This is a genomic window from Ilyomonas limi, from assembly GCF_005233845.1.
Taxonomy (GTDB): Bacteria; Bacteroidota; Bacteroidia; order Chitinophagales; family Chitinophagaceae; genus Ilyomonas; species Ilyomonas limi.
In genome coordinates this window covers 21283-45271 of sequence record NZ_SZQL01000022.1, presented here as the reverse complement: position 1 = coordinate 45271, position 23989 = coordinate 21283, and the positions used below count along the sequence as shown (strand labels likewise).

Sequence of the window (23989 nt, the reverse complement as noted above, 5' to 3'; positions counted from 1 at the left end):
TCTTTTTAGTTAGTGATATGTACGATCCGCAATCAATCTTATCACGACAAATGCGTGTTTTTATTTTTGAACAGCGCTATCCATACTTTTAATATCGGCACATCTACTGTTTTTTTGTAAGTGTTATTATATTTGAGAGGTGAATTGCTTTCGTTTTGCGGTAAGGGGCATAGCTATTTTGTTGTTATTGCTGTTAAATCTTTGTCAGCTTCAAAGCCAGGATATAGAAGTTAAGTATTTGGGTATAGAGAATGGCTTATCCAACAATACAGTAATTACCATCTTTCAGGATCATAATGGCTTTATGTGGTTCGGTACCTACGATGGTTTGAACCGCTTTGATGGCTATGAGTTCAAAGTTTTTCGCAATATAATTGACGATAGTACTTCCATCGCTTCCAATAACATTAATTGCATAGGCGAAGATGCCAGCCATAATATATGGGTAGGCGGGCAAAAGGAAATTAATATTTATAACCCCATCACTGCACGTTTTTCTACCCCATCTTACACTTTTTCAAATGGTATTACCAGGCAAAGAATAGCAGATAATGTAATGAGTGTACAGCTTGTACGAAACAATGCCATGCTGGTGGGTACACAACACAACGGCTTGTTTTGTTTTGACAACTCCACTACCAATGGTAAACAAATACTGCTAAATAATAAACGGTTAGCTAATTATTATGTAACTGCCATAAAATACGATACTACTACAAATAGCACCTATGTGCTGGTGCAAAATGAAGGCTTGTTTGTGTATGATGCCCAAAAGCAAACCTTACACCTGAAAAATAATTTACTTAAGCAAGCGAATTGTATAAGTGTAAGTAGTAATGGAAAATTGTGGATAGGTGACAATTCCGGTCTATATCAATTAGACAATGCAATCAATACGTTGTCTGCAAGCCTGGTTCCTTATAAAGGTCCTGTGGTAAATCTTTGCGAAGATAAAAAGGGTACTTTATGGATAGCTACCGACGGCGGAGGTGTATGGTTGTTGCCTGCAGGACAAAACAACGCAGTACCATTATCTACCACCAATGCTAAAAACAAATCGCTTATTAACAGCAACGCCGTATATGCCATTTATGAAGATAAAGAAGAGCGTAAATGGATTGGCACGTTGCGTGGCGGTGTGAATGTAATTGAACCCCAGCAAAATAAATTCGAAAAAGTCATTTACCAGCCTGTTGATAATACCAGCGCAGTAGAAAATTTTATTCTTTCTTTTTGTGAAGATGAAAAACATAATGTATGGATTGGTACGGATGGTGCAGGGCTGCGGTATTGGAACCGTGTAGATAATACTTTTAAAAATTTTGTTCATGATAGTAACAATCCTAATACTGTTAGCAGCAACTTCATAACCAATATTATCAATGATGATAGCCGCGGCGTTTGGTTGTCCACATGGTTTGGCGGTATTAATTATTACAATACAAACACCGGCTTATTTCAGCATTACACCTGTTTCAATCCGGTTACCAAAACCATTAATAATAATGTATGGACGTTGCTTAAGGATAGCCACAAAAGGCTTTGGGCATGTGCTGTGCGCAACGGTGGTTTATATCTGTTCAACCAGCATGCAAACACGTTCGACATGTTTGACAACCGGCTTGCAGAATTGCAATGCCTGACCGAAGATGCAGATGGAAACATCTGGGGTGGCGATTATACTTCATTGTATAAGATAGATACTGTTAATAAAAAACACCAGGTTTACAGCATCGGCTACGCGGTTCGCAGTATGTACGAAGACAAAAAGAAAAACTTCTGGATCGGTACGCAGGAAGGCGGGTTATTACGCTTCAATAGGCAAAATGGTACTTTCGAAAGATTTACAACTACAGATGGTTTGCCTCACAATACGGTGTTGCGCATTTTGGAAGATGGCAAAGGAAATCTATGGCTGAGCACTTACAATGGCTTGTCGAGGTTTGATCCTGCGAAGAAAACATTCCGGAACTTTTCGCAGTCGGATGGTTTGCAAAGTAACCAGTTTAGCTTCAACGGCGCGCTGGCGCTTAACAGCGGAGAATTGCTTTTTGGTGGTATTAAAGGCTTTAATGTCTTTTATCCCCAAAAGATTGCTGAGGAAAAAAGAGAACCGCCGTTATTCTTATCTACGCTAAAAGTTAATAGTGCTCCGGTTCAAAATAATCTCTCGTATATAAAAGAAAAAGATCAGGATGTAATTAAAAAAGTAATCATTCCTTACGACGAAGCTGCTTTGTCGTTTGACTACCTTGGCCTTGATTATGCTGATGCTGCTAATATTAATTATGCTTATTACCTACAGGGCTGGGACAAAAACTGGAACTATGTAAAAAATACACGCACTGCCACTTACTCGCGGCTGCGCGAGGGCGATTACATTTTTAAAGTAAAAGTGAGTTATGCTGATGGAATATGGAGTAATCCCCAGCAACTGTTATATATCACTGTGTTACCGCCGTGGTATCGTACGTGGTGGGCTTATAGTTTGTATGTTTTGCTGTGCATGGCGGCTATTTATTTATATGCTTTATACAAAAGCAGGCAGGCAAAACTGCATTACGAAATACAGCTTGCCCATTTAGAAACACAGAAAGAAAAAGAACTGAATGAAAAGAAAATTGCCTTTTTTACTAATATATCACACGAGTTTCGCACGCCCTTATCGCTTATCATCAACCCAATAAAAGACCTGCTGAACAAACCGGAAACCCGCACAGGAAATGCGGAGCTTAAGGTAGTATATCGCAATGCACAGCGGCTGTTGCGGCTGGTAGATCAGTTGCTTTTATTTAAAAAAGCGGATGCTGAAACTGAAAAGCTGCATATAGTAAAACTGAATTTTTACAGCTTGTGCAACGATGTGTTTTCCTGCTTTACAGAACAGGCGCGGATACGTAAAATAAAATATGAATTACAAAGCAATACTAAAAAGCTGATGCTCCATGCCGACCGGGAAAAACTGGAGATTGCTTTGTTTAATGTTCTTTCCAACGCTTTTAAATATACGCCGGATGGTGGTGAAATCATTTTTATAATAGAAGAAAAAGAGGAGCAAGTCCGGGTAAGCATCAGTGATACAGGTACAGGTATTTCCGAAACAGAAGGCAAAAAGCTGTTTGAACAATTTTACCAGATAAAAAATGCCAGCAGCAAATCGGGTTTTGGAATTGGATTGTACCTGGTGAAGAAATTTGTTGAGGCGCATGAAGGAACGGTGACCTATAAAAGCCTGGAAGGTAAAGGCACCACATTTACTATTGTGTTGAATAAAATTGTTACAGAAACCGCCGCTCCTTCAAATAATGAAAGCAAGCAGGTTGCTGCATCAGATGCTAAGAGAACAGATGAAAGTGCATTAATCAATGCTCCTGCCGAAATTGAAGCAAATACAAATATTATAGCTGAAGAAGAGCAGTTGCAAATCACTCCCGTTTCTGCCATTTTAAGCGAGCTGAGCGAGGAAATGGCAGAAACGGAATCAATGCCTGCAAAGCCAGACCTGCCGCAGGAACTCGCTTCAGATAAGCAAACATTGCTGATAATTGATGACGATAATGAAATCCGGAACTACCTCGTGAGCATTTTTGCACCTGATTATAAAATTTATGAAGCTAACTGCGCCGAGGACGGCATCAAACTGGCACAAAAACACCTGCCGGATTTAATTATCAGTGATATTGTAATGAAGGGGCTGAATGGCCTGGACCTTTGCCGTACTCTGAAGGAAGACAAAAAGGTCAGTCATATTCCCATTATTCTCTTAACCGGCACCACCTCCGACGAAATGCAGTTGCAAGGCATGGAAAGTGGCGCGGATGATTACATCAAAAAACCTTTTGATAAAGATATCCTGGCAGCACGTGTCAAATCTATTTTAAAGCGGCGCAATATTCTGCAAAGCTATTTTTACAACGAAATCACTTTTGGCTCTGCTACCTTCAAAATCTCAGATGAGTACAAAGAGTTTCTGCAGGCGTGTATGCGCATTATTGAAAACCACCTGACAGACGACCAGTTTTCTATTAAAACGCTCGCTACCGAAATTGGTATGAGCCATTCCAATCTGTATAAAAAAATTAAAGCTGTTTCGGGACAGTCGGTAAATGCCTTTATCCGCTTTATCCGCTTAAGAAAAGCAGCGGAAGTTTTCATCAATACCGAAAATAATGTAAATGAAACGGCAGCGATGGTAGGTTTTAATGATATTAAATATTTCCGTAGCCAGTTTGTAAAATTATTTGGCGTTAATCCTTCTGAGTACATAAAAAAATACCGCAAGCCTTTTCACAACAACCTCCATGTAGAGGGCAAAATGCTCAAGTAAAAGGTGTAGAGAAGCAGAAGTGTAAGAAACGTGTTATTGCGTGCGCAGCGAAGCAATCTGTGGATAGCTGTAAATTATTACTAATGGCTTAGTCCGGATAATAAAGGTTATTACTAATTATAAATCAATACTGAAGATCTAGTTGTGATTTCACTACAACGCCCAGATTGCTTCGCTACGCTTGCAATGACGGCTGCTGACAACTTAACTAACACCTGCTAAAAAATTAAGGTTGCTTATTTAATAATGTACGAAATCCTTTCATTCTACTCCCAACAGCTTTCATTTTACGATTACCTCCCCTTTTTTCACTCTTTTTAGGGTAAAAATCAGAAAATGTCCCCCTTTTTTGATTAATCCACCCCTGACCTGCCAGTTTTAACCCCTCTACATTTGTGCTCATCTTAATGTTTTTTTAAGAAGTAAAAATTGTTTGCCTATGACCAGGTTCTATCCGGATTCTCCTTTTATTACTCATCAAAAAACTTTCTGCAAAATGAATTGTTCGCCACAAGCCGGCACAAAAACGGCTGCTATACCTGCGCAGTTTGCCTTAGGTAAGGCAGGTAAATGGTTTGCCTGTCTGTTTATTTTCTTCCTTGTTTGTTCGTTTTCGGTGCATGCCCAGCAAACGGTAACCGGCAAGGTTACATCGGGCGACAGTGCACTCAGCGGCGTTTCTGTAACGGTAAAAAATACCACCACCGGCACCAGCACCGATGCAAATGGCAATTATACTATTAAAGTACCGCCTGCTGCTACACTGGTGTTTAGCTACGTGGGCTATACCGACCAGGAAGTTACGGTTGGTAACCAAACAACCATTAACGTAAACCTGAGTGCTGCTGTCAATCAGATGAATGACGTGGTAGTGGTGGGTTATGGCACACAAAAGAAAGCCACTTTAACCGGTTCTATTTCGGTAGTAAAAGGGGCAGACCTGGTGAAAAGTCCGCAGCCGAATTTGTCCAACTCCCTGGCGGGACGCTTTTCGGGTATTATTGTCAATAACCGCAGCGGGGAGCCGGGATATGATGGCTCTAATATTACCATACGTGGATTGGCAACCACCGGCAACAACGATGTATTGGTGGTGGTAGATGGCGTGCCTGGCCAGATTGGGGGTTTGCAGCGCATTGACCCTAATGATGTGGAAAGTATTTCGGTATTGAAAGATGCTTCGGCGGCGGTGTATGGCAACCGGGCTGCCAATGGAGTGATTTTGGTAACTACCAAGCGCGGCCGTACGGGTAAACCTGTCATCAATTATACCTTCAACCAGGGTTTTACTTCTCCAACGCGCCTTCCCAAAATGGCGGATGCTGCTACCTACGGCCAAATCATGAATGAAATTGATTATTATGCCAGCCCTACCAATGGCATGAACCAGGCATACAGCGAAGAGCAGATTGAAAAATTTAAGAACGGTTCCGATCCGTTGAATTACCCGAATACAGACTGGGAAAAAGCAACGTTGAAGAAAGTGGCGCTGCAAAACCAGCATAGTCTAAGTGTTTCCGGCGGTACGGAGAATGTGAAGTATTATGTGTCTTTGGGCACTATCTATCAGGATGGGCTATATAAAAACGGAATTACCAAATACCATCAGTACAACTTCCGTTCAAATATAGATGCCAACATCACACAACGTCTCAAAGTAAGTCTTATGCTTTCGGGCAGGGAAGAAGACCGGCAGTTTCCGGCTTCGGGAGCCGGAGATATTTTCCGCTCTATTTACAGGGCAAAGCCCATTATTGCACCTTTTTATCCGAATGGTTTACCAACAACAGGTATAGAAAATAATAACCCTGCAATTATGGTAACGGATATCCCCGGCACTAACAAAAATCCTACACAGGTTTTTAATGGTATTCTGAGGGGTAGCTATGCCATACCGGGAGTTGATGGGCTTTCTGTAGATGGATTTTTCTCGGTGGATAAGCTGAGCAATTTTTCTAAAGCTTTTTACACGCCTTACAATTTGTACAAATACGATCCTGCCACCGATACGTATGGTAAGGTGGTAACAGGTGGTTCGGCGGGTGCTGCATCTTTAACAGAAAGGCAGATAAACGGAACACAGATTACATCCAACATCAAACTGAATTATGTGCGTAGTTTTGGCAAGCACCACATAGATGCATTTGTTGGTTACGAGCAGAGTAAATCACATGGAGATACGTTGGGGGCTACAAGGCTGAACTTCCCATCAGTACAAACGCCGGAACTGTCTCAGGGTGGAACGGCCGCTACCGATCAAACAAATTTAGGTAGCAGCCGCAATTTTACCCGTAAAAGTGTCATCAGTAGAATTGCTTATAACTATGCCGAAAAATACCTGCTGGAAGGTCAGTTGCGGGCAGATGGTTCTTCCACTTTTGCACCGGGCAACCAATGGGGCTATTTCCCTTCTGTTTCTGCGGGTTACCGCATTTCAAAAGAGTCTTGGTTTAACAGCAATTTCTTCAACGATCTGAAAATAAGGGCTTCTTACGGAACGTTGGGTAACGATAACGTAGAATTATTCCAGTATTATCAAAACTATTCTTTCAACAACTATTATGTGCTGGATAATGGAAGCGGCAATAACATTGTTCCGGGTATAGATTTAATAAAGTTAGCCAATCCCAATATTACCTGGGAAACCGCTAAAAAACTGGATATAGGTTTAAATGCTGTTTTCTTAAAGAATTTTACACTGGAAGCCATTTATTTCCAGCAAAAAAGATCCGATATCCTCATTAACCGCAATGCTTCTTTGCCTGCTACCTCTGGCATTGTAAATCCTTATGGCTCCGCTCCGCTGGTGCCATCTGAAAATATTGGTAAAGTAAACAGCGATGGTTTTGAAGGCACTTTAGGATACAACCATAACGGTAATACATTTTCATGGGGTGTTTCCGGAAACTTTACCTATGCAAAAAGCAAAATCATTTTTATAGACGAGGCGCCGGGCGCATTGGATCACCAGCGCCAGACTGGTCGCCCGCTGAATACGTATTTGTTGTATAATGCCATTGGTATTTTCCGGTCGGAAGATGAATTGAACAAAACGCCGCACGTTCCCGGCGCGCAGGTAGGCGATTTGATTTATGAAGACTATAATAAAGATGGTGAGATAACTGCCGATGATCAGGTAAGAACCAAATATGGCAATATTCCACAGATCACCTATGGCTTAAACCTGTATGCTGCTTACAATAATTTCGATTTGTCTGCTGTATTTGCCGGTCAGTCAGAAGTAAGCCAGTATGTATTGCCCGAAGCCGGCAGCATAGGTAATTTTTATAGCAGTTGGGCAGATAACCGCTGGAGTCCCGGCAATCCAGATGGTATGTATCCAAGAGTAACCGACCGTGCTTCCAGCGCTATAAGTGGCGGTTTGTACAGCAACACTTTCTGGCTCAACAATGCAGCTTTTGTGCGGTTGAAAAATGTAGAATTAGGGTATAATATTCCAGCTAATATATTAAATAGAATACGCATATCCGGCATCCGGGTATATGCAAGTGCCTTCAACCTGTTTACCATTAGTAAAGTGAAAGATTACGATCCGGAGGGCAATAGCGGCAGTGGCCAGTTCTATCCACAGCAACGTATTATTAATGTAGGCGCAAACGTAAAATTCTAATGTTTTTATTATGAAAATTCAAACTCGTTTATCTATACTTACAGCAGCAGCAACTTGCTTGCTAATGACTGCCTGTAAAAAAGATTATCTTGATATCACACCAACCGACAGGCTTTCGGATGCTTCTATTCTCGCTGATTCCTCCTTGTTTCAGGATTATGTCATCAATCGCTATATGGGCGTGAGACTCACGGAAAAAGAAGGTGAAGGTTCGCCGCCGGGCTTTGGAAGAGGCTTTGAGTATGCGATGTGGAGTTCTGTTACCGATGAATCTATTTATAACAATGATGACAATACGTGGCTCATACAACGTGGGCAGTTAGCGCCCGAAAACACCGGTATTGCCGGAACTTTTTGGGGCAGAAGCTACCGCAGCATTCGCGAATGTAACTGGGCTTTGCAAAACATACAACAGGTAGCCATGAGTGATGAGCGCCGCAACCGCCTGATTGGCGAACTGGAATTTATCCGTGCTTTCCGCTATCAGGATTTGATCCGTAACTACGGTGGCGTGGTATTAGTAGGCGACCGGGTTACAGAAATTGCCGATGATCTTACCGACCCTGCGCTCTTTACCAGATCAAGCCTGAAGGATTGTATTGATTACGCCGTATCTCAATTGGATGATGCGGCGCAGAAACTGCCGTTGGATAACGGTTCAGACTGGGCATTGGGCAGGGCTACCAAAGGCGCGGCTATGGCTTTAAAAGCAAGATTGCTGTTGTATGCCGCAAGTCCTCTATACAATGTTGGCTCGTGGAGCGATGCGGCGGCGGCTGCTAAAGCGGTGATGGATTTAGGTAAATACAGTTTATACCAGGGCGGTTACGACCAGTTGTTCCTCAACCAGGATAACCCCGAAATTATTTTTGAAAGGCTTTATACTATCAATGCGCGCCATGTGTGCCTCGAAATTGCAAACGCACCTAATGGTTATGACGGCTGGGGCGGTAATGTGCCTTTACAAAACCTGGTAGATGATTACGAAATGGACAATGGTAAATCTATTGAGGATCCCACTTCGGGATACGACAGTGCGCAGCCTTACTTAAACCGTGATCCGCGCTTTTACGCCACCATATTGTACAACGAAGCGCCTTACCGTTCCAGCACGGTTGAGAGTTATTTGCCTTTGGGTAAAGACAGTAAGGACGGACCTTCTAACTGGAACACTTCCAAAACCGGTTATTATCTGAAGAAGTTTATGAACGACAATTACCCGATTGATAATCCCTGGTCGGTAGCCGGCAACCAGCCCTGGATTTACATTCGTTATGCTGAAGTGCTGCTCAACTATGCCGAAGCACAGAACGAAGCCGTTGGTCCGGATGCTACGGTTTATGCAGCCATCAACAGCATACGCGCCAGATCGTCTGTAGGTATGCCACCGTTGCCAAACGGTATGTCGCAGGCAGCCATGCGCGAAGCGATAAGAAAGGAAAGGAGAATAGAACTGGCTTTTGAAGAACACCGCTTTTATGACGTGCGCCGCTGGAAGATAGCCGATGTTACGGAAAATGTTCCGGCTTATGGCATCACTGTTACCAAAACCGGGAATACCTATAAATATACAAAAATGATAGCGCTGGATGGCCGCCAGTTCTCCGAAAAGAATTATTGGTTGCCCATTCCAAGGGCAGAGATACAAGCCAGCAACAATCAGTTGCAGCAAAATCCGGGTTATTAATAGTAAACTATAAAACCAATCACACAAAGGGCAACACTACAATCATCCAGACAGGGTTGCCCTTTGTATTACGATATTGTACAATACAAAAAGCTCTAAATTATTCATAGGTGTTTTGATGTTCAAACTATAATACATCTTAATGCATTTTTCCAGCATCTGCCGGAGATAAGTAGCTATAGATGATTTTATTTGAATTTTCAGCATTGCCCATAACTCTTATCGTAATTATCACCGAAGCGTTATCATGAGGTTACAAATACTACATTATCGTTTTTATACAACGGCTTTCTTTCTTTTTTATATAGTACTGTCAAAGGCGCAGCAGCCGCCTACGATTGTTATTCATTTCAATGAAAAAAATACCTATCAAACCATCAAAAACTTTGGTGCGTCCGATGCATGGGCATGCCAGTTTGTGGGCAGCTGGCCCGATGAAAAAAAGTGCAAAATGGCTGACTGGCTTTTCAGTATGGATACACTTTCCAACGGCAATCCAAAAGGCATTGGCCTAAGCTTATGGCGATTTAATCTGGGTGCTGGCAGCGCAGCGCAGGGCGATAGCAGCAGTATCAGAGATGAATGGCGGCGAGCTGCTTTAACCACAGATAAAAACAGCATAGCGCATAAAAAAGTGGAGGCGCAAAACTGGTTTTTGCAAGCCGCCAAACAAAGAGGCGTGCAACAGTTTCTGGGTTTCTTCAACAGCCCGCCCGTGCAGCTTACAAAGAATGGAAAAGCATTTGCTGATAAAGGCAATTGTAACATAGATAGCATTCATTACAAAGCCTTTGCAGATTATACAGTAAAAGCAATACAGGCGGTAAAAAAATCAACCGGCATTACATTCAATTATATTAGTCCGGTTAATGAGCCGCAGTGGGATTGGAGCGATGGTGGGCAGGAAGGTTGCCCTTATACCAATGTAGAAATCAGCAATGTAGTAAAAGCATTCAGCAAGGCATTTCAGCAGCATAAACTCAACACAAAATTGCTGATAACCGAATCAGGACAGTTGAAGTATTTATTGCCGGCTGATGATAAAAAAGATAAAGACAACCAGGTGCATGATTTCTTCAATCCGATAGCCCCAGCTTATATTGGAAACCTGCCAAATGTAAGTCGCACCATTGCCTCGCACAGCTATTTTACAACTTCTCCTTTTGCCGAAGCAATAGCATTGAGAATGCAGGTAAAAGACAGCGTTGCACAAATAAAAAAGCTGGACTTCTGGCAGTCGGAATACTGCATTTTAGGAGATAATGCCGGAGAGATAAATGGTAATAAAAAAGACCTCGGGATGAATGCCGCTTTGTATGTAGCAAAGGTAATATATGAAGACCTGGTTGCTGCCAATGCATCGGCATGGCAATGGTGGACAGCTATCTCTGCGTATGATTATAAAGATGGTTTAATTTATATTGATAAAAGTAAAACCGGTGGCAATTTTTCTGATAGTAAAATGCTGTGGGCGATGGGTAATTACAGTCGTTTTATCCGTCCCGGTATGAAAAGAATAGCGGCCGATTTTACGCCTGTAAAAGAGGTATATGTATCCGGCTTTATCAGTAAGGATAAAAAACAATTAGTATGGGTATTGGTAAATGCCGGCAATACAGCACAAACTGTTTCTTTTGATGATGCTGATGTTTCTCATCAACATAGGCGCATGGTGTTGTATAAAACTGACAGTAGTGAAAATCTTGGGAAACATGCAACTGTTGCAACACAATTACAACTTCCGGCGCAAAGTGTTATAACTGTAACCATGCAGTAAAAAATATAAAAATGTGAGGCTGATTGTATGTTCGCTGTGTGCTTTATTAACCTAAAAACTTGTGCAACAGATAAAGCAATCTTTTGCGTAAGATAACAGTGAATGATGTATTGTACTGTTAATTAATTGGCAGGTTAAGTACATTGTTACGTAAGTTAGTTTCAATTTTGATTGGAAAAAATATTACAAGTGCTCGTCCAGTATTTGTCTGCCGAACCATTTCTCCTAAAAGCTATAATTCATTATAGAGTAAGTGGAGGCGTTGGCTGGACAAACGCACGGAGCGGATCGGGTTGTCTTTGATTTTTTGGTCACTTTTTGATCAAGCAAAAAGTGACAAATAAAGACTTACTGTAATAAGCTATACTTACAGCAATTTGAATGTTTACACCCGTTCATACATGGAAAAACTAATATAACAGTGTAATTAAGTATAGCGGAGCAAACCAAGCTTATAAGCACTAACGATAAATATAGATATGAGACACACCAATAAGATTTGTATGAAAAGCTTAATTGTTTTAGCTCTTCTTATTTTTTTGCAGTGCACATTGCAGGCGCAGCAACTGTTTAATAAGAACTGGCAATTTCATAAAGGGGATATAGCAAACGGAGAAAATAATCCATCGGATACAATAACCTGGCGTAGTGTAAACCTGCCGCACGACTGGAGTATTGAAGGACCTTTTAGTGAAGAATGGGCAAGCGCGACCGCCTATTTGCCGGGTGGGATTGGCTGGTATAAAAAGACATTTACGGCGCCCAAAGAGTGGCAATCTAAAAATGTGTTTATCTATTTTGACGGTGTATATAAAAACAGTACGGTATGGCTGAATGGTCATTACCTCGGCAACCGTCCCAATGGTTTTATCCCATTTGAATATGAGCTTACCAAATATCTGAACGCCAATGGTAAAAACGTGCTTACCGTAAAGGTTGATCACAGCGAGTTCGCCGATTCACGCTGGTACACCGGCTCGGGTATTTACCGCAATGTATATTTGATAGTAAAAGAGCCGGTACACATAGCTAAATGGGGCGTGCAATTCTCTACTTCAAATATATCCCCGACAGGAGCGTTTGCCAACACCAAAGTAATGGTGATGAATGCAGGTAATAAAAATGCTACTGTTACTGTGCTATGCAGTTTGAAAGATAACCATGGAAATGTTGTAGCAAAGGAAAGTAAGCAAGTAAACTTAAATGCGGCTGATAGCGGAGTGGCTAATGTGTCTTTTTACATTAATAATCCCCAACTGTGGTCGGTAGATAATCCAGCATTATATCAACTTTCCGTTTCGCTCCTATCCAATGGAAAAACAGTAGATACTTATGCGGAGCAAACCGGCATCCGGAGTATTCGTATAGATGCCGATAGTGGCTTCTTTTTAAATAATCAGAACCTGAAATTAAAAGGTGTTTGCATTCACGATGATGCAGGTGCATTGGGTGTTGCGGTGCCGGAAGCCGTGTGGCGCAGAAGGCTCCAAACCCTTAAAGAAGTAGGTTGCAATTCCATTCGTATGTCTCATAATCCACATGCCGATTATATGTATAAGCTATGTGATGAAATGGGATTTCTGGTGCTGGATGAAGCGTTTGATGAATGGGAAATTGGTAAGAATAAATGGATAAAAGGCTGGAATGTGGGCACGCCAGGTAAAGATGGCTATCATGAATACTTTAAAGAATGGGCGAACATTGATGTGCGCGATATGATACTGCGCAATTATAATCATCCGAGCATCATTGCATGGAGCATTGGCAACGAAATAGATTATCCAAACGACCCTTATACCAGTGAGGTTTTAAACACCGGCAATAACCCGCAGATCTATGGCAAAGGTTATTTGCTGGATCATCCGCCGGCAAGCCGTTTGGGCGTGCTTTCTAAGCAGTTGGCTGATGTAGTAAAAATGTATGATACCACCAGGCCAGTAACGGCTGCGCTGGCTGGTGTGGTGATGTCGAACACTACTTCTTACCCCGACAATCTGGATTGGGTAGGATATAACTATCAGGAATATCGCTATGCAGAAGATCACAAGCTATATCCAAATCGCATTATCTATGGCAGCGAAAATGGTATGCAGCTAAAAGCGTGGAATGCAGTAGATTCCAATCGATTTATTTCTGCACAATACTTATGGACTGGTATTGATTATATGGGCGAAGCAGGCCGCTGGCCATCGCGCAGCAACGGTGCCGGGCTGATAGATCTTGGTGGTTTTCCCAAACCTGAATATTATTTCAGGCAAAGCTTATGGAGTAATAAGCCGATGATTTATATCGGTACAACCCACGTGCAGGGCAATGACGATAAAAGCATCTGGCGGCATTTAAAAGCGGAGCCAACCTGGAACTGGAATAAAGGCGATAAACTTCGCCTAAATTGTTTTACCAACTGCACCCAAGCAGAGCTGTTTGTGAATGGCAAATCGTTGGGTAAAAAAAAGATGGCTGATTTTCCCAATCGTATTATTTACTGGGATGTGGATTATGAGCCCGGCGAAGTAAAAGTAATTGGTTATAACAATGGTGCGCAGGCTGTAACCCATTCTTTACAAACAACAGGTACGGCTTATGCCATAAAAGCGGTTGCAGAAAAAGATTCAGTTGGCAGAACCAACCTTGCACAAATCATTATCAGCGTAACAGATAAAGATGGGAATACCGTGTATAATGCTGATGATGAAATAACAGTTATGCTTAAAGGAGATGCAGTTTTACTTGGTTTGGAAAGCGGAAGCCACACCAGTCACGAAGATTATAAGGCGAATAAAAGAAAGGCATTACGCGGCAGACTGATAGCATATATACAGGTAAACAATAATGCAAAAAATGTGGAAGTTGTAATCATCTCACCAGGATTGCAACCTACCACGATAAGGTTGTAGTGAAGTAAATAAAAAATGTAGGTGTGAGCCGTGGTGAAACATAATACAAATATTTATTGGAAGCAATCAAGGCCTGTTATGTTTATAACGGGCAATTTTAAACAGAGCGAAATTTTAGTTTGTTTAATCCATTTTCAATCATCACCTGCTTTCCCCGCACTGCTGCCCAAAAATTTCTTATCAACCAAATCATTCACTCAACCACACGAATCCATCTTAGGCTAAGTGGTGGCGCTGGCCGGACAAACGCGCGGAGCGGATCGGGTTGTCCTTGAACTAAGCGAAGCGTTCTCATGAATACCGTTGAAAAACATCAATCCATTTATAACTTTTTTGTTCCTTTTTTCTTTCAGGAGAAAAAAGGAAGAGTGAAAACTATTGTAAAAATCATACTCAAAATACCTACAAACTCAACAGCATCTAAAACATCGTTGTTCCATCCTAAACATAATTAAATAGCTATGTACTTAAGCAAAACACTCTTTCTGTAATCTTTCTATACAAGTTGCTAATATTTCCTTCAGAAACAATTAATTATTGGAAAGAACCAGTTAATAACCGCTAACAGTTACTTTTAGTTCTGATTTACTTTCATCCACGTTTTTAAACATATTTATCATTCATGTTAGTACTGTTCAGAACAGGTTTATTAGTCTTATTGGTAACTATCGGAAATACATTTCTTGTTACTGCTCAAACACAACCTTTACTACCATACAATCCTTCACACAAAGAGGTAATAGCACGTTATAGAGCGGTGGCAGCAAAAGACAGTGCCGTTAAAAACACTGTTTACAAAGCCGGTGTAGATGCGCATTGGCTGCCGGGTGGCAATGCTTTCTGGTACCGCAATATTTTGCACGACAGTACAACGGAATATCTGTTGGTAAATGCGGCAACCGGTAGTAAACATAAAGCGTTTAATGAAACTGCACTAGCCGATGCTTTAAGTAAAATAAGCAACCAAACGGTAAAGGAAAATCATTTATTACTTGGTAACCTTACATTCAATAAAGAAGCTACCCGGCTAACATTTGCTTATAATAATAAATACTACGAATACAATTCAAAAAGCAATGTGCTGAAAACGATTGATTCATTGCCCAACATTGAGAAAGACAATCACCAGTTTAACGAGCCACCCAGCCGCTGGGAAAGCTTTGAGACGGATAGTGTATCACCTAATAAGCAATATATCGCTTACATCAAAGACAATAATGTATTTATCAGACCGGTTGCGGGTGGAGATGCCGTTCAATATACAAAAGACGGCAGTAATGCCCATCCTTATGGCTCCCTTGCCTGGAGCCCCGATAGCAAATGGGTGATAGGCTATCGTATTACGCCGGTAGAAGATTCTGCGGTATATTATGTGCTGTCATCTGTTCCCGGTACCACGCGTGGCCAGCTACGGTCGCATCCGTACAAGCAACCCGGCGATCCGTTCACTACCTATGAAATGTACATATTTCCGGTACAGCAAACAGTTCCTGTAAAAGTAAACACGCCCGTTATTGATTTCTTTGATGCACCGCTGCTGCACTGGACAAAAGACAACTCGCATTTTTATTATGAAAAAGTAGATCGCGGGCATCAGCGTTTTCGCATTATAGAGGTAGATGTAACTAATGGTAATACAAGAACCATATTGGATGAGCAAGCCAAAACATTCATCTATACAAACAGGATTTATACTTATTATATGCCACAAACTGCTGAAATTTTATGGACTTCAGAGAAAGATAACTGGCGGCACATTTATCTCATGGATGCACAAACAGGCACCATAAAGAACGAGATTACTAAGGGTAATTATGTAGTAAAAGACATTGATAGTGTAGATGAGAAAAAGCGGGAGATCTGGTTTTCGGCCAATGGTATAAATGAAGGCGAAGATCCGTATTATGTACACTACTACCGCATTGGTTTCGATGGTAAAAATTTAGTTAGTTTAACACCGGCACATGCCAATCACCATATCACTTATTCACCGGATAAAAAATATTATGTAGACACTTATTCAGAAGTGAATACGGCGCCTGTTACTGAACTGCATGCTACTGCAACCGGCAAAAAAATAAGCGATATAGAACATGCAGACATCAGTACTTTTCTCTCCATCGTAAAGCGTTTGCCACAACCATTTGTAGCCAAAGGCAGAGATGGGGTTACCAATATTTATGGTATTGTTTGTTTGCCTGCCGAATTTGACAGCACCAGGCGCTATCCTGTTGTAGAAAATATTTATGCCGGTCCGCAGGATGCTTTTGTGCCCAAAAGTTTTATGCCTTATTACACCGAAATGCAAAGCCTTGCCGATCTTGGGTTTATTGTAGTGCAGATAGATGGTATGGGCACTGCCAACCGCAGTAAAGCTTTTCATGATGTGTGCTGGAAAAACCTGGCAGATGCCGGCTTCCCGGATCGTATTTTATGGATGAAAGCGTTAGCTGCAAAATACCCTTATGTAGATACTTCGCGGGTAGGGCTATATGGAACATCTGCCGGCGGACAAAATGCTTTGGGCGGGCTGCTCTTTCATCCTGAGTGGTATAAAGCCGGCGTTGCTTCCTGTGGCTGCCATGATAACCGCATAGATAAACAATGGTGGAATGAACAATGGATGGCCTATCCGGTAGGTCCCTGGTACGACGAGCAAAGCAATGTTACCAATGCCGGTAAGCTTTGTGGTAATTTGTTACTTATGGTTGGCGAAGCGGATAACAACGTTCCGCCTGAATCTACCTACCGTGTTGCCGATGCACTGATTAAGGCTAACAAGACTTTCGATTTTCTTCCAATTCCTGGCTCCGATCATACCAGTGGCGGCACGTATGGCAAAGTAAAAAGACGTGACTTTTTTGTGCGCTACCTATTGCATGTGGAACCGCCGCAACGCAACATGGATGAGCTTTCAAAACAGGCAGATCAATAAAATTACCGGTAACTTTCTCAGAAAACTATTTTAACTACTCACTTCATGATGCCAATAACAACAGCTTTTCAGAGAACCATCTTATTAATATGTTTTTTTCTGTTTACGTGCTTAATCCAGGCAGAAGCACAGCCCGAAAAAGTTGCTCCTTTATACGAGCAAACCAGTGAGGTCAACAATATCATGGTGCAATACCGCGCAGATTATGGCAACGTGTCGCGCTTTTATACAATTCAAAATTCGCCCGAACGGAGAGCACGCCTGCTCTCAACAGTCAATGAATATATCAGCAAACTGGGTGAACTGGACTTTGATCAACTGAATACCGGTACTAAGGTAGATTATGTACTGTTCAATCGCGACCTGCACGAAGAGGAGTATAACCTGCAAAAAGAAGAAAAAGAATACAATGCTATCAGGCAATGGGTGCCTTTTGCCGATACGATTTATACTATAGAAAAAAGGCGCCGCCGTGGTGCTGTGCAGGATGCGCAACAAATAGCCAATCAGTTGAACGATATCAGTAAAAAGGTAAAAGCACTGCAGCAGCAGTTTAATAAAGAAACGTCCATTTCTTTTGAACTGGGCAAACGCGCCGAAAGCACGATAGGCGGTTTGCGGGCTGCACTGAAAAGCACCTTTGATTTTTATAATGGCTACGATCCTTTATTTACCTGGTGGGTGCCTCAGCCATACCATACATTAGATAGCATGCTGGTGGTGTATGCCGATTCTATTAAAACAAAAGAAAAGAGCATTACGCCGCAAAAAGAGGATGGCAGCGGCATTGTTGGCAATCCCATTGGTACGGCAGAAATAGAGCGCCGGCTTAAATATGAGATGATTCCCTACACACCCGAAGAGCTGGTGGCAATTGCCAATAAAGAGTTTGCCTGGTGCGATAAGGAAATGCTGAAAGCAAGCCGGGAAATGGGCTTTGGCGACAACTGGAAAGCAGCTTTGGAAAAGGTGAAAACAGCGTATGTACTGCCCGGAGAGCAACCCACGGCAATGCTTAAACTATATGATGAATCGGTTGATTTTATAAAGCAACACGACCTGATCACATTGCCGCCATTAGCCGAAGAAACCTGGCGCATGCGCATGATGACGCCGGAGCAACAATTGGTAAATCCGTTTTTTACCGGCGGGGAAGAGTTTAGTATTTCTTACCCTACCAATACTATGACTCAGGACGATAAGCTGATGAGTATGCGTGGTAATAATCCGCATTTCTCAAGAGCTACCGTGCATCATGAATTGCTGGCCGGACATGCTTTACAGGAGTTTTCAACCAACCGGTATAAAACTTATCGTCATTTTGAAACGCCGTTTTGGATAGAAGGCTGGTCGCTCTATTGGGAAATGCTGCTCTGGGACCAGGGGTTTGCGCAAACGCCGGAAGACCGCATTGGCATGTTGTTCTGGCGCATGCACCGTTGTGCAAGGATTATTTTCTCTCTAAACTATCATACCGGCAAATGGACGCCGCAACAATGTATAGATTTTTTGGTAGACAGGGTAGGGCACGAGCGTGCCAATGCAGAAGGCGAAGTGCGCCGCTCCTTTGTAGGCGGCTATGATCCTCTATATCAGATTGCTTATATGATTGGCGGCTTGCAGATCATGGCTTTAAAAAGAGAACTGGTGGATAGTGGTAAGATGACGTATAAGCAATTTCACGACAGCTTTATTCAGCAAAACATGATGCCGATAGAAATGGAAGGAGCCATACTGGAAAACAAACCACCTTCAAAAGACTTTACAACCAACTGGAAATTTTATAAGTTTTAGAGATTATAAAGTAAGTAGCTGGACACAATAGTTTACATTAACCCAAGGCTTTAGCCTTGGGGTGAATAGAAAAGGTAAATTGGCTTTAGCCTAAGCAAGGACTTAAGCAAGCGGCTGCCTGTAGGCCATTCACTTCTATTCCCAATGCTGAAGCCTTGGGTTATAGCTGTCAACTCATACTAATTGAGTCCACTTACTTATATTAAATAAGTTAAGGATAAAAGCAAACAGCTAAGTAAAATAAAAGATGAAAAATGTAATTGTAATTGGTGGCGGTGTCATTGGTTTAAGCAGTGCATATTATCTGCAACAATCCGGGCATACAGTAACAGTGCTGGATAAAGCAGGGTTTACTGATAACTGCTCTTATGGCAACCTGGGCTATGTGTGTCCCAGTCATTTTATACCCTTAGCTGCACCAGGTATTATCTGGCAGGGATTAAAATGGATGTTCAATAGTAAAAGCCCTTTTTATGTACAGCCTTCACTCAATATATCCCTGATAGACTGGGGATTGAAGTTTATGCGCAGTGCAACGAAGGAAAATGTAGAAGCGGCAGCGGTTCCGTTGAAAGACATTGCTGTTTTTAGCCAACAGGAATACAGCGAATGGGCAAAATTGCCCTGCTTCGATTTCTCTTTTGAGCGCAAGGGAATGCTGGAAATTTTCCAGACGGAAAAAGTTGGTCACCATGCTGCACAAACCGTAGAAGCCGGCAAAAAGCTTGGACTGGATGTAGAACTGGTAGATGCAAAAGGGTTGCAAGCGTTAGAACCACAAACCACTATCAATGCGAAAGGCGCTATTTATTTTAAATGCGATTCGCATTTGTACCCCGATAAGCTCATGGCTTCGCTAAAAAAAGTGCTGCAACAAAAAGGTGTGCAAATGATAAAAGCAGAAGTAACCGGCTTTGAGCGAAAGAACGGAAAAGTAACAAAAGTATTTACTGATAATGGCGTGTATGAAGGAGACGAAATAGTTATCGCCACCGGTTCGTGGAGCCGCGAAATAGCTGCATTGCTCGATACCAGAATTCCGATGATCCCGGGGCGTGGCTACTCCTTCACGTTAGAGAATTCTCCTTATACATTAAACCGGCCGGCTATACTTACCGAAGGCAGAGTAGCTATTGCGCCTATGGATCGAAATAAGATGCGCTATGGCGGTACAATGGAAGTAGTGAGTACCAAAACACCACCGCGTTATCACCGCGTGGAAGGTATTGTGAAAGCTGTTAGAGATTTTCTGCCGGAGTTCAAGATTGAAATGCCACCTCATGATAAAATCTGGTATGGCTTCCGTCCCACATCGGCGGATGGAGTGCCTTACATCGGGCGCATTAAAAAGTATAAAAATGTAACGGTTGCCACGGGGCATGCTATGCTGGGCTTAAGTCTTGGTGCCGGCACCGGCAAGCTGGTGAGTGAGTTGGTGAATGAACAAAAGCCAAGTGTGGATCTGAAAGCTTTTGAAGTAGAACGGTTTGGATAAAGTGGTTATATGTAGATCTGCATATACGCGTACATTCTTGCTATGCTTTAATGATTCTGTTTATTCCCTTTCTCATTTGCCTGAATTATATATAGTACAAATCAACCCCGGACCTAACATAAAGGATACTGGACTTTACATAAGCTCTTCCGCCACTTTTGGGGGCTTTACTGTGGCGCACAGTATAAGCTATGGGAGAGACTTCTGAACATTTTTTTGCGTCGTTATCACTTTTGCTTACCCATAGGGTTGTTGTAATAAGTATAAATTGGCCGATTTAGGCCTGTACCCGCTAAACCTCTGCTAATATCTGTAAAGTATTCATCAATATGCTTTAACTGATCCTTTACGACAAAAGATAGCTTCGTTAAGGATTATTAGTCCCTTTATAATTTAAAATATATCTATGTTGTATCCACCAAAATCTGTTGCAACACGCTATTTCCTGGCTATATGCCTGTTCATCTTTTTTTCTTTACCTGTTTTGGCACAGCAGCAATTACAAGGTAAAGTGGTTGACTCGCTCGGAAATCCCTTGTCGGGAGTTACAATAAAAGACAAGAGTGCTAATGCATCGACTATTACCGATGCAAACGGCACCTTTACGTTGCCAGTTCGCAGCAACAGCACTATTATTGTTTCTAGTGTTGGTTATGCCGATAAAGAGGTGTTTGTTGGAAGCCAAACAAACATCGTTATTACCTTAAGTGCTTCAACCGCTTCTCTGAATGAAGTAGTCGTAACCGCATTGGGTGTACGGCGCGAGAAAAGAAATCTTACCTACAGTACACAACAGTTGAGTGGCGAAGAAATTACCAAAACCCGCGAGCCTAACCTCGTAAATGCTATGGCCGGTAAAGTGGCGGGTGTGCAAATCACGAGTTCATCCGGAACAGCAGGTGCTTCGTCGCGTATAGTGATACGTGGCAATAGTTCGGCAACGGGAGATAATCAGGCGTTGTTTGTAGTGGATGGGGTGCCTATCAATAACGATGAAACCGGCACTGGAGGTGGCAATGCGGCCGGCTCTGGTGTTAATAGGGTAATTGATATTGATCCTTCTACCATTGAAAGTATTAACGTGCTGAAAGGTGCAGCAGCTACCGCTTTGTATGGTTCTTCGGGCGCGCGCGGTGTGGTGTTGATTACTACTAAAAGCGGTGCGCTTGATAAGAAACCGGTGTTCACTGTTTCTTCGGATTTATCTTTTGAAAAGCCGTTGCTTCCCGAGCGTCAAACTACATATGCGCAAGGCGATAGAGGCGTTTATATTAATGGTGAAGATCAGAAAGCAAGCGCTTCGTGGGGACCGCGCATGGATACATTGAAGATAAACGGACAGCCTGCCAAAAAATACAATCCATATGATTTTTTCCGTACAGGCGTTACCAGCAATTCTACTATTTCCGTGGCTGGCGGCAGTAACAATTCAAGCTACTTTGTAAGCTATTCTTATTACGATCAGAAAAGCATAATGCCGGGCAACGATTTTATCCGTCATTCCTTTTTTGCAAAATACAACACCAAAATGGGTAAGATTGTAAACACAACTTTCCAGCTTGGCTACAGCAATTCCAAACAAGGCCGTTTGCCCGAAGGTGCCAGCAACGGACCACTGTTTGTCTTGTTTGGACAACCGGTATCCTGGAATCCTTATCCGGTGCTGGATTCCAATGGCAACATGCGGCTATACCGTTATTCAAGAAATGCGCCTTTGTGGACATTGGATAACATGAAAAATACAGGCGTGGTAAACCGGTTTTTGCCTGTTTTTACCGTAAATATTACCCCTGCAAAATGGCTCACTATTACCGAAAGGTTAGGTGCTGATATGTACACAGAACAAAATAAATATTACGAAAATCCGCAACCGGCTATTGGCTTAAATGGAAAGGTAGTGGATAATAATACAACCTTCCGGCAGTTCAACAACGATGTAATTATTAATGCACAACAAACTTTTGGTCGTTTTAACGTCAACCTGTTGTTGGGAAATAATATTCTTTCTACGTATTACCAGGGCATCAATCTTACCGGCAACGGACTCACTATTGATGAGTTTTACAACACCTCAGCCGGTGGTACTATTACTTCTTCCGAGTATCATTCTTTGCAAAGAAAAGTTGGCTTTTATGCGCAGGCAAATATTGATTATAACCGCCTGTTGAATTTATCATTAACCGGCAGGTATGATGGTAGCTCTGTTCTATCAAAAGAGAATAATTTTTATCCGTATGGTTCAGCCGCTGCCAGCTTTATCTTTTCCGAATTGCTGAAAGGTAGCATTGGCCACACATTGAGCTTTGGCAAAATAAGATTTTCGGCTGCAACCGTAGGTAATGACGCTGTTGGTCCGTATGCATTAAATACGCCCTATGTGCAGGCAGGCAGGAATACCAATGCGGGCTATTTCTTATATCCTTTTCAGGGGCAGCCGGGCTTTTTACTGAGTTCAACATTAGGCAATCTGGATTTGAAAAATGAACGCTTAGATGAATATGAAGCCGGACTGGAACTGCGTCTCTTCAAAGACAGAATCTCTTTTGAAGGCTCCTATTTTTACCGTAAATCGCACAATGGCATTATTCCGGGTGTGAGCATTTCCAATGCAACCGGCTTTAGCGGTACCACCGTAAATACTGCCAGTATTGAAAACAAAGGTGTAGAGGTATTGCTAAGTGCAGAGCCGGTAAGAGCAAAAGATTTTAGCTGGAACCTGACGTTCAATTTTACTAAAATCAATAATAAAGTGCTTGCCTTATATCCCGGCATAACACAGCTTGGAAGAATAATAGTAGGACAGCCATACAATGTTTTCTATGGTACCAGATACCAGCGCACAGCAGACGGACAATTATTGATTGACGCCAATGGCTTGCCGGTGGTTGGCGATCAGGGAATTGTAGGCAATGCTACCCCGGATTGGCTGGCAGGTTTAGAGAACACACTGCGTTATAAGCAGTTTACCCTTTCGTTCTTTTTTGATATGAAACAAGGTGGCGATATTGAAAATGGCGTGGATAGCTATGGTCTTTTCTATGGCTCTTCCAAGCAAACAGAAAACCGCGAACCTATAGTAGTGCCGGGCATCAGCGAAGTAGATAATAAGCAAAACACGGTGGCGGTAGACGCACAAGCGTATTGGCAAAGCAGGCAGTACGAATCTATTATTCAGGATGGAACATACATCAAACTGCGCAATGTTAACCTGTCTTATAATGTGAAACCTTCCGCATTAAACAAGACCCCGTTTAAAGCTGCTTCTATTACTTTGTCTGGCAGAAACCTGTGGATATACAGCCCGCATTTTACAGGTGCCGATCCCGAAGTAAGTTCTTATGGCAGCGGTAATGCGGCACAGGGCATCTATGCTTTCTCTACACCCACTGCACGTTCCTTTTTTGTATCGCTGAAACTCAGTTTTTAATTCATGCCAAACATCTCAA

The 23989-nt window shown here is 42.2% G+C and carries 10 protein-coding genes; 9 read left to right on the top strand and 1 reads right to left on the bottom strand.

What is annotated here, in order from left to right:
- Positions 1-139: 139 nt before the first annotated feature.
- Positions 140-4327 carry a two-component regulator propeller domain-containing protein gene (locus tag FC093_RS20395; RefSeq protein WP_240743388.1) on the top strand — a complete coding sequence of 1396 codons (4188 nt, stop codon included), beginning with the start codon at positions 140-142 and terminating at the stop codon, positions 4325-4327.
- A 226-nt stretch (positions 4328-4553) separates the two neighbouring features.
- On the opposite strand, the gene FC093_RS23855 is transcribed toward FC093_RS20395, so the two are convergent.
- Positions 4554-4730: a hypothetical protein gene (locus FC093_RS23855; RefSeq protein ID WP_170971170.1), complete on the bottom strand. Its 177-nt coding sequence runs from the start codon at positions 4728-4730 to the stop codon at positions 4554-4556.
- Positions 4731-4823: 93 nt separating this feature from the next.
- Between FC093_RS23855 and FC093_RS20390 the strand changes: the two genes are divergently transcribed.
- The 8 genes from FC093_RS20390 (at position 4824) to FC093_RS20355 (ending at position 23970) form a co-directional block, all read left to right on the top strand.
- Positions 4824-7958, top strand: coding sequence for a SusC/RagA family TonB-linked outer membrane protein (locus FC093_RS20390; protein ID WP_137263661.1), 3135 nt, complete (start codon positions 4824-4826; stop codon positions 7956-7958).
- A 10-nt stretch (positions 7959-7968) separates the two neighbouring features.
- Positions 7969-9645: a RagB/SusD family nutrient uptake outer membrane protein gene (locus tag FC093_RS20385; RefSeq protein WP_137263660.1), complete on the top strand. Its 1677-nt coding sequence runs from the start codon at positions 7969-7971 to the stop codon at positions 9643-9645.
- A gap of 247 nt (positions 9646-9892) precedes the next feature.
- Positions 9893-11422 (top strand): glycoside hydrolase, encoded by a 1530-nt coding sequence (locus FC093_RS20380; protein WP_137263659.1) that lies wholly within the window; start codon positions 9893-9895, stop codon positions 11420-11422.
- Between the two features lie 503 nt (positions 11423-11925).
- Complete coding sequence (locus FC093_RS20375) at positions 11926-14319, top strand: sugar-binding domain-containing protein (protein ID WP_137263658.1); 2394 nt, start codon at positions 11926-11928, stop codon at positions 14317-14319.
- A 622-nt stretch (positions 14320-14941) separates the two neighbouring features.
- Positions 14942-17254: a S9 family peptidase gene (locus tag FC093_RS20370; RefSeq protein WP_137263657.1), complete on the top strand. Its 2313-nt coding sequence runs from the start codon at positions 14942-14944 to the stop codon at positions 17252-17254.
- A 45-nt stretch (positions 17255-17299) separates the two neighbouring features.
- Positions 17300-19048 (top strand): DUF885 family protein, encoded by a 1749-nt coding sequence (locus FC093_RS20365; protein WP_240743387.1) that lies wholly within the window; start codon positions 17300-17302, stop codon positions 19046-19048.
- A 247-nt stretch (positions 19049-19295) separates the two neighbouring features.
- Complete coding sequence (locus tag FC093_RS20360) at positions 19296-20543, top strand: NAD(P)/FAD-dependent oxidoreductase (RefSeq protein WP_137263656.1); 1248 nt, start codon at positions 19296-19298, stop codon at positions 20541-20543.
- Positions 20544-20949: 406 nt separating this feature from the next.
- Positions 20950-23970, top strand: a complete 3021-nt coding sequence (locus FC093_RS20355) for a SusC/RagA family TonB-linked outer membrane protein (protein WP_137263655.1) — start codon at positions 20950-20952, stop codon at positions 23968-23970.
- The last annotated feature ends 19 nt before the right edge of the window (positions 23971-23989 follow it).

Excerpts from the sequence above, each read along its gene's own strand:
- FC093_RS23855 (WP_170971170.1), bottom strand. The coding sequence starts at position 4,730 with ATGAGCACAAATGTAGAGGGGTTAAAACTGGCAGGTCAGGGGTGGATT.
- FC093_RS20390 (WP_137263661.1), top strand. The coding sequence starts at position 4,824 with ATGAATTGTTCGCCACAAGCCGGCACAAAAACGGCTGCTATACCTGCG.
- FC093_RS20385 (WP_137263660.1), top strand. The coding sequence starts at position 7,969 with ATGAAAATTCAAACTCGTTTATCTATACTTACAGCAGCAGCAACTTGC.
- FC093_RS20380 (WP_137263659.1), top strand. The coding sequence starts at position 9,893 with ATGAGGTTACAAATACTACATTATCGTTTTTATACAACGGCTTTCTTT.
- FC093_RS20375 (WP_137263658.1), top strand. The coding sequence starts at position 11,926 with ATGAAAAGCTTAATTGTTTTAGCTCTTCTTATTTTTTTGCAGTGCACA.
- FC093_RS20370 (WP_137263657.1), top strand. The coding sequence starts at position 14,942 with ATGTTAGTACTGTTCAGAACAGGTTTATTAGTCTTATTGGTAACTATC.
- FC093_RS20365 (WP_240743387.1), top strand. The coding sequence starts at position 17,300 with ATGATGCCAATAACAACAGCTTTTCAGAGAACCATCTTATTAATATGT.
- FC093_RS20360 (WP_137263656.1), top strand. The coding sequence starts at position 19,296 with ATGAAAAATGTAATTGTAATTGGTGGCGGTGTCATTGGTTTAAGCAGT.
- FC093_RS20355 (WP_137263655.1), top strand. The coding sequence starts at position 20,950 with ATGTTGTATCCACCAAAATCTGTTGCAACACGCTATTTCCTGGCTATA.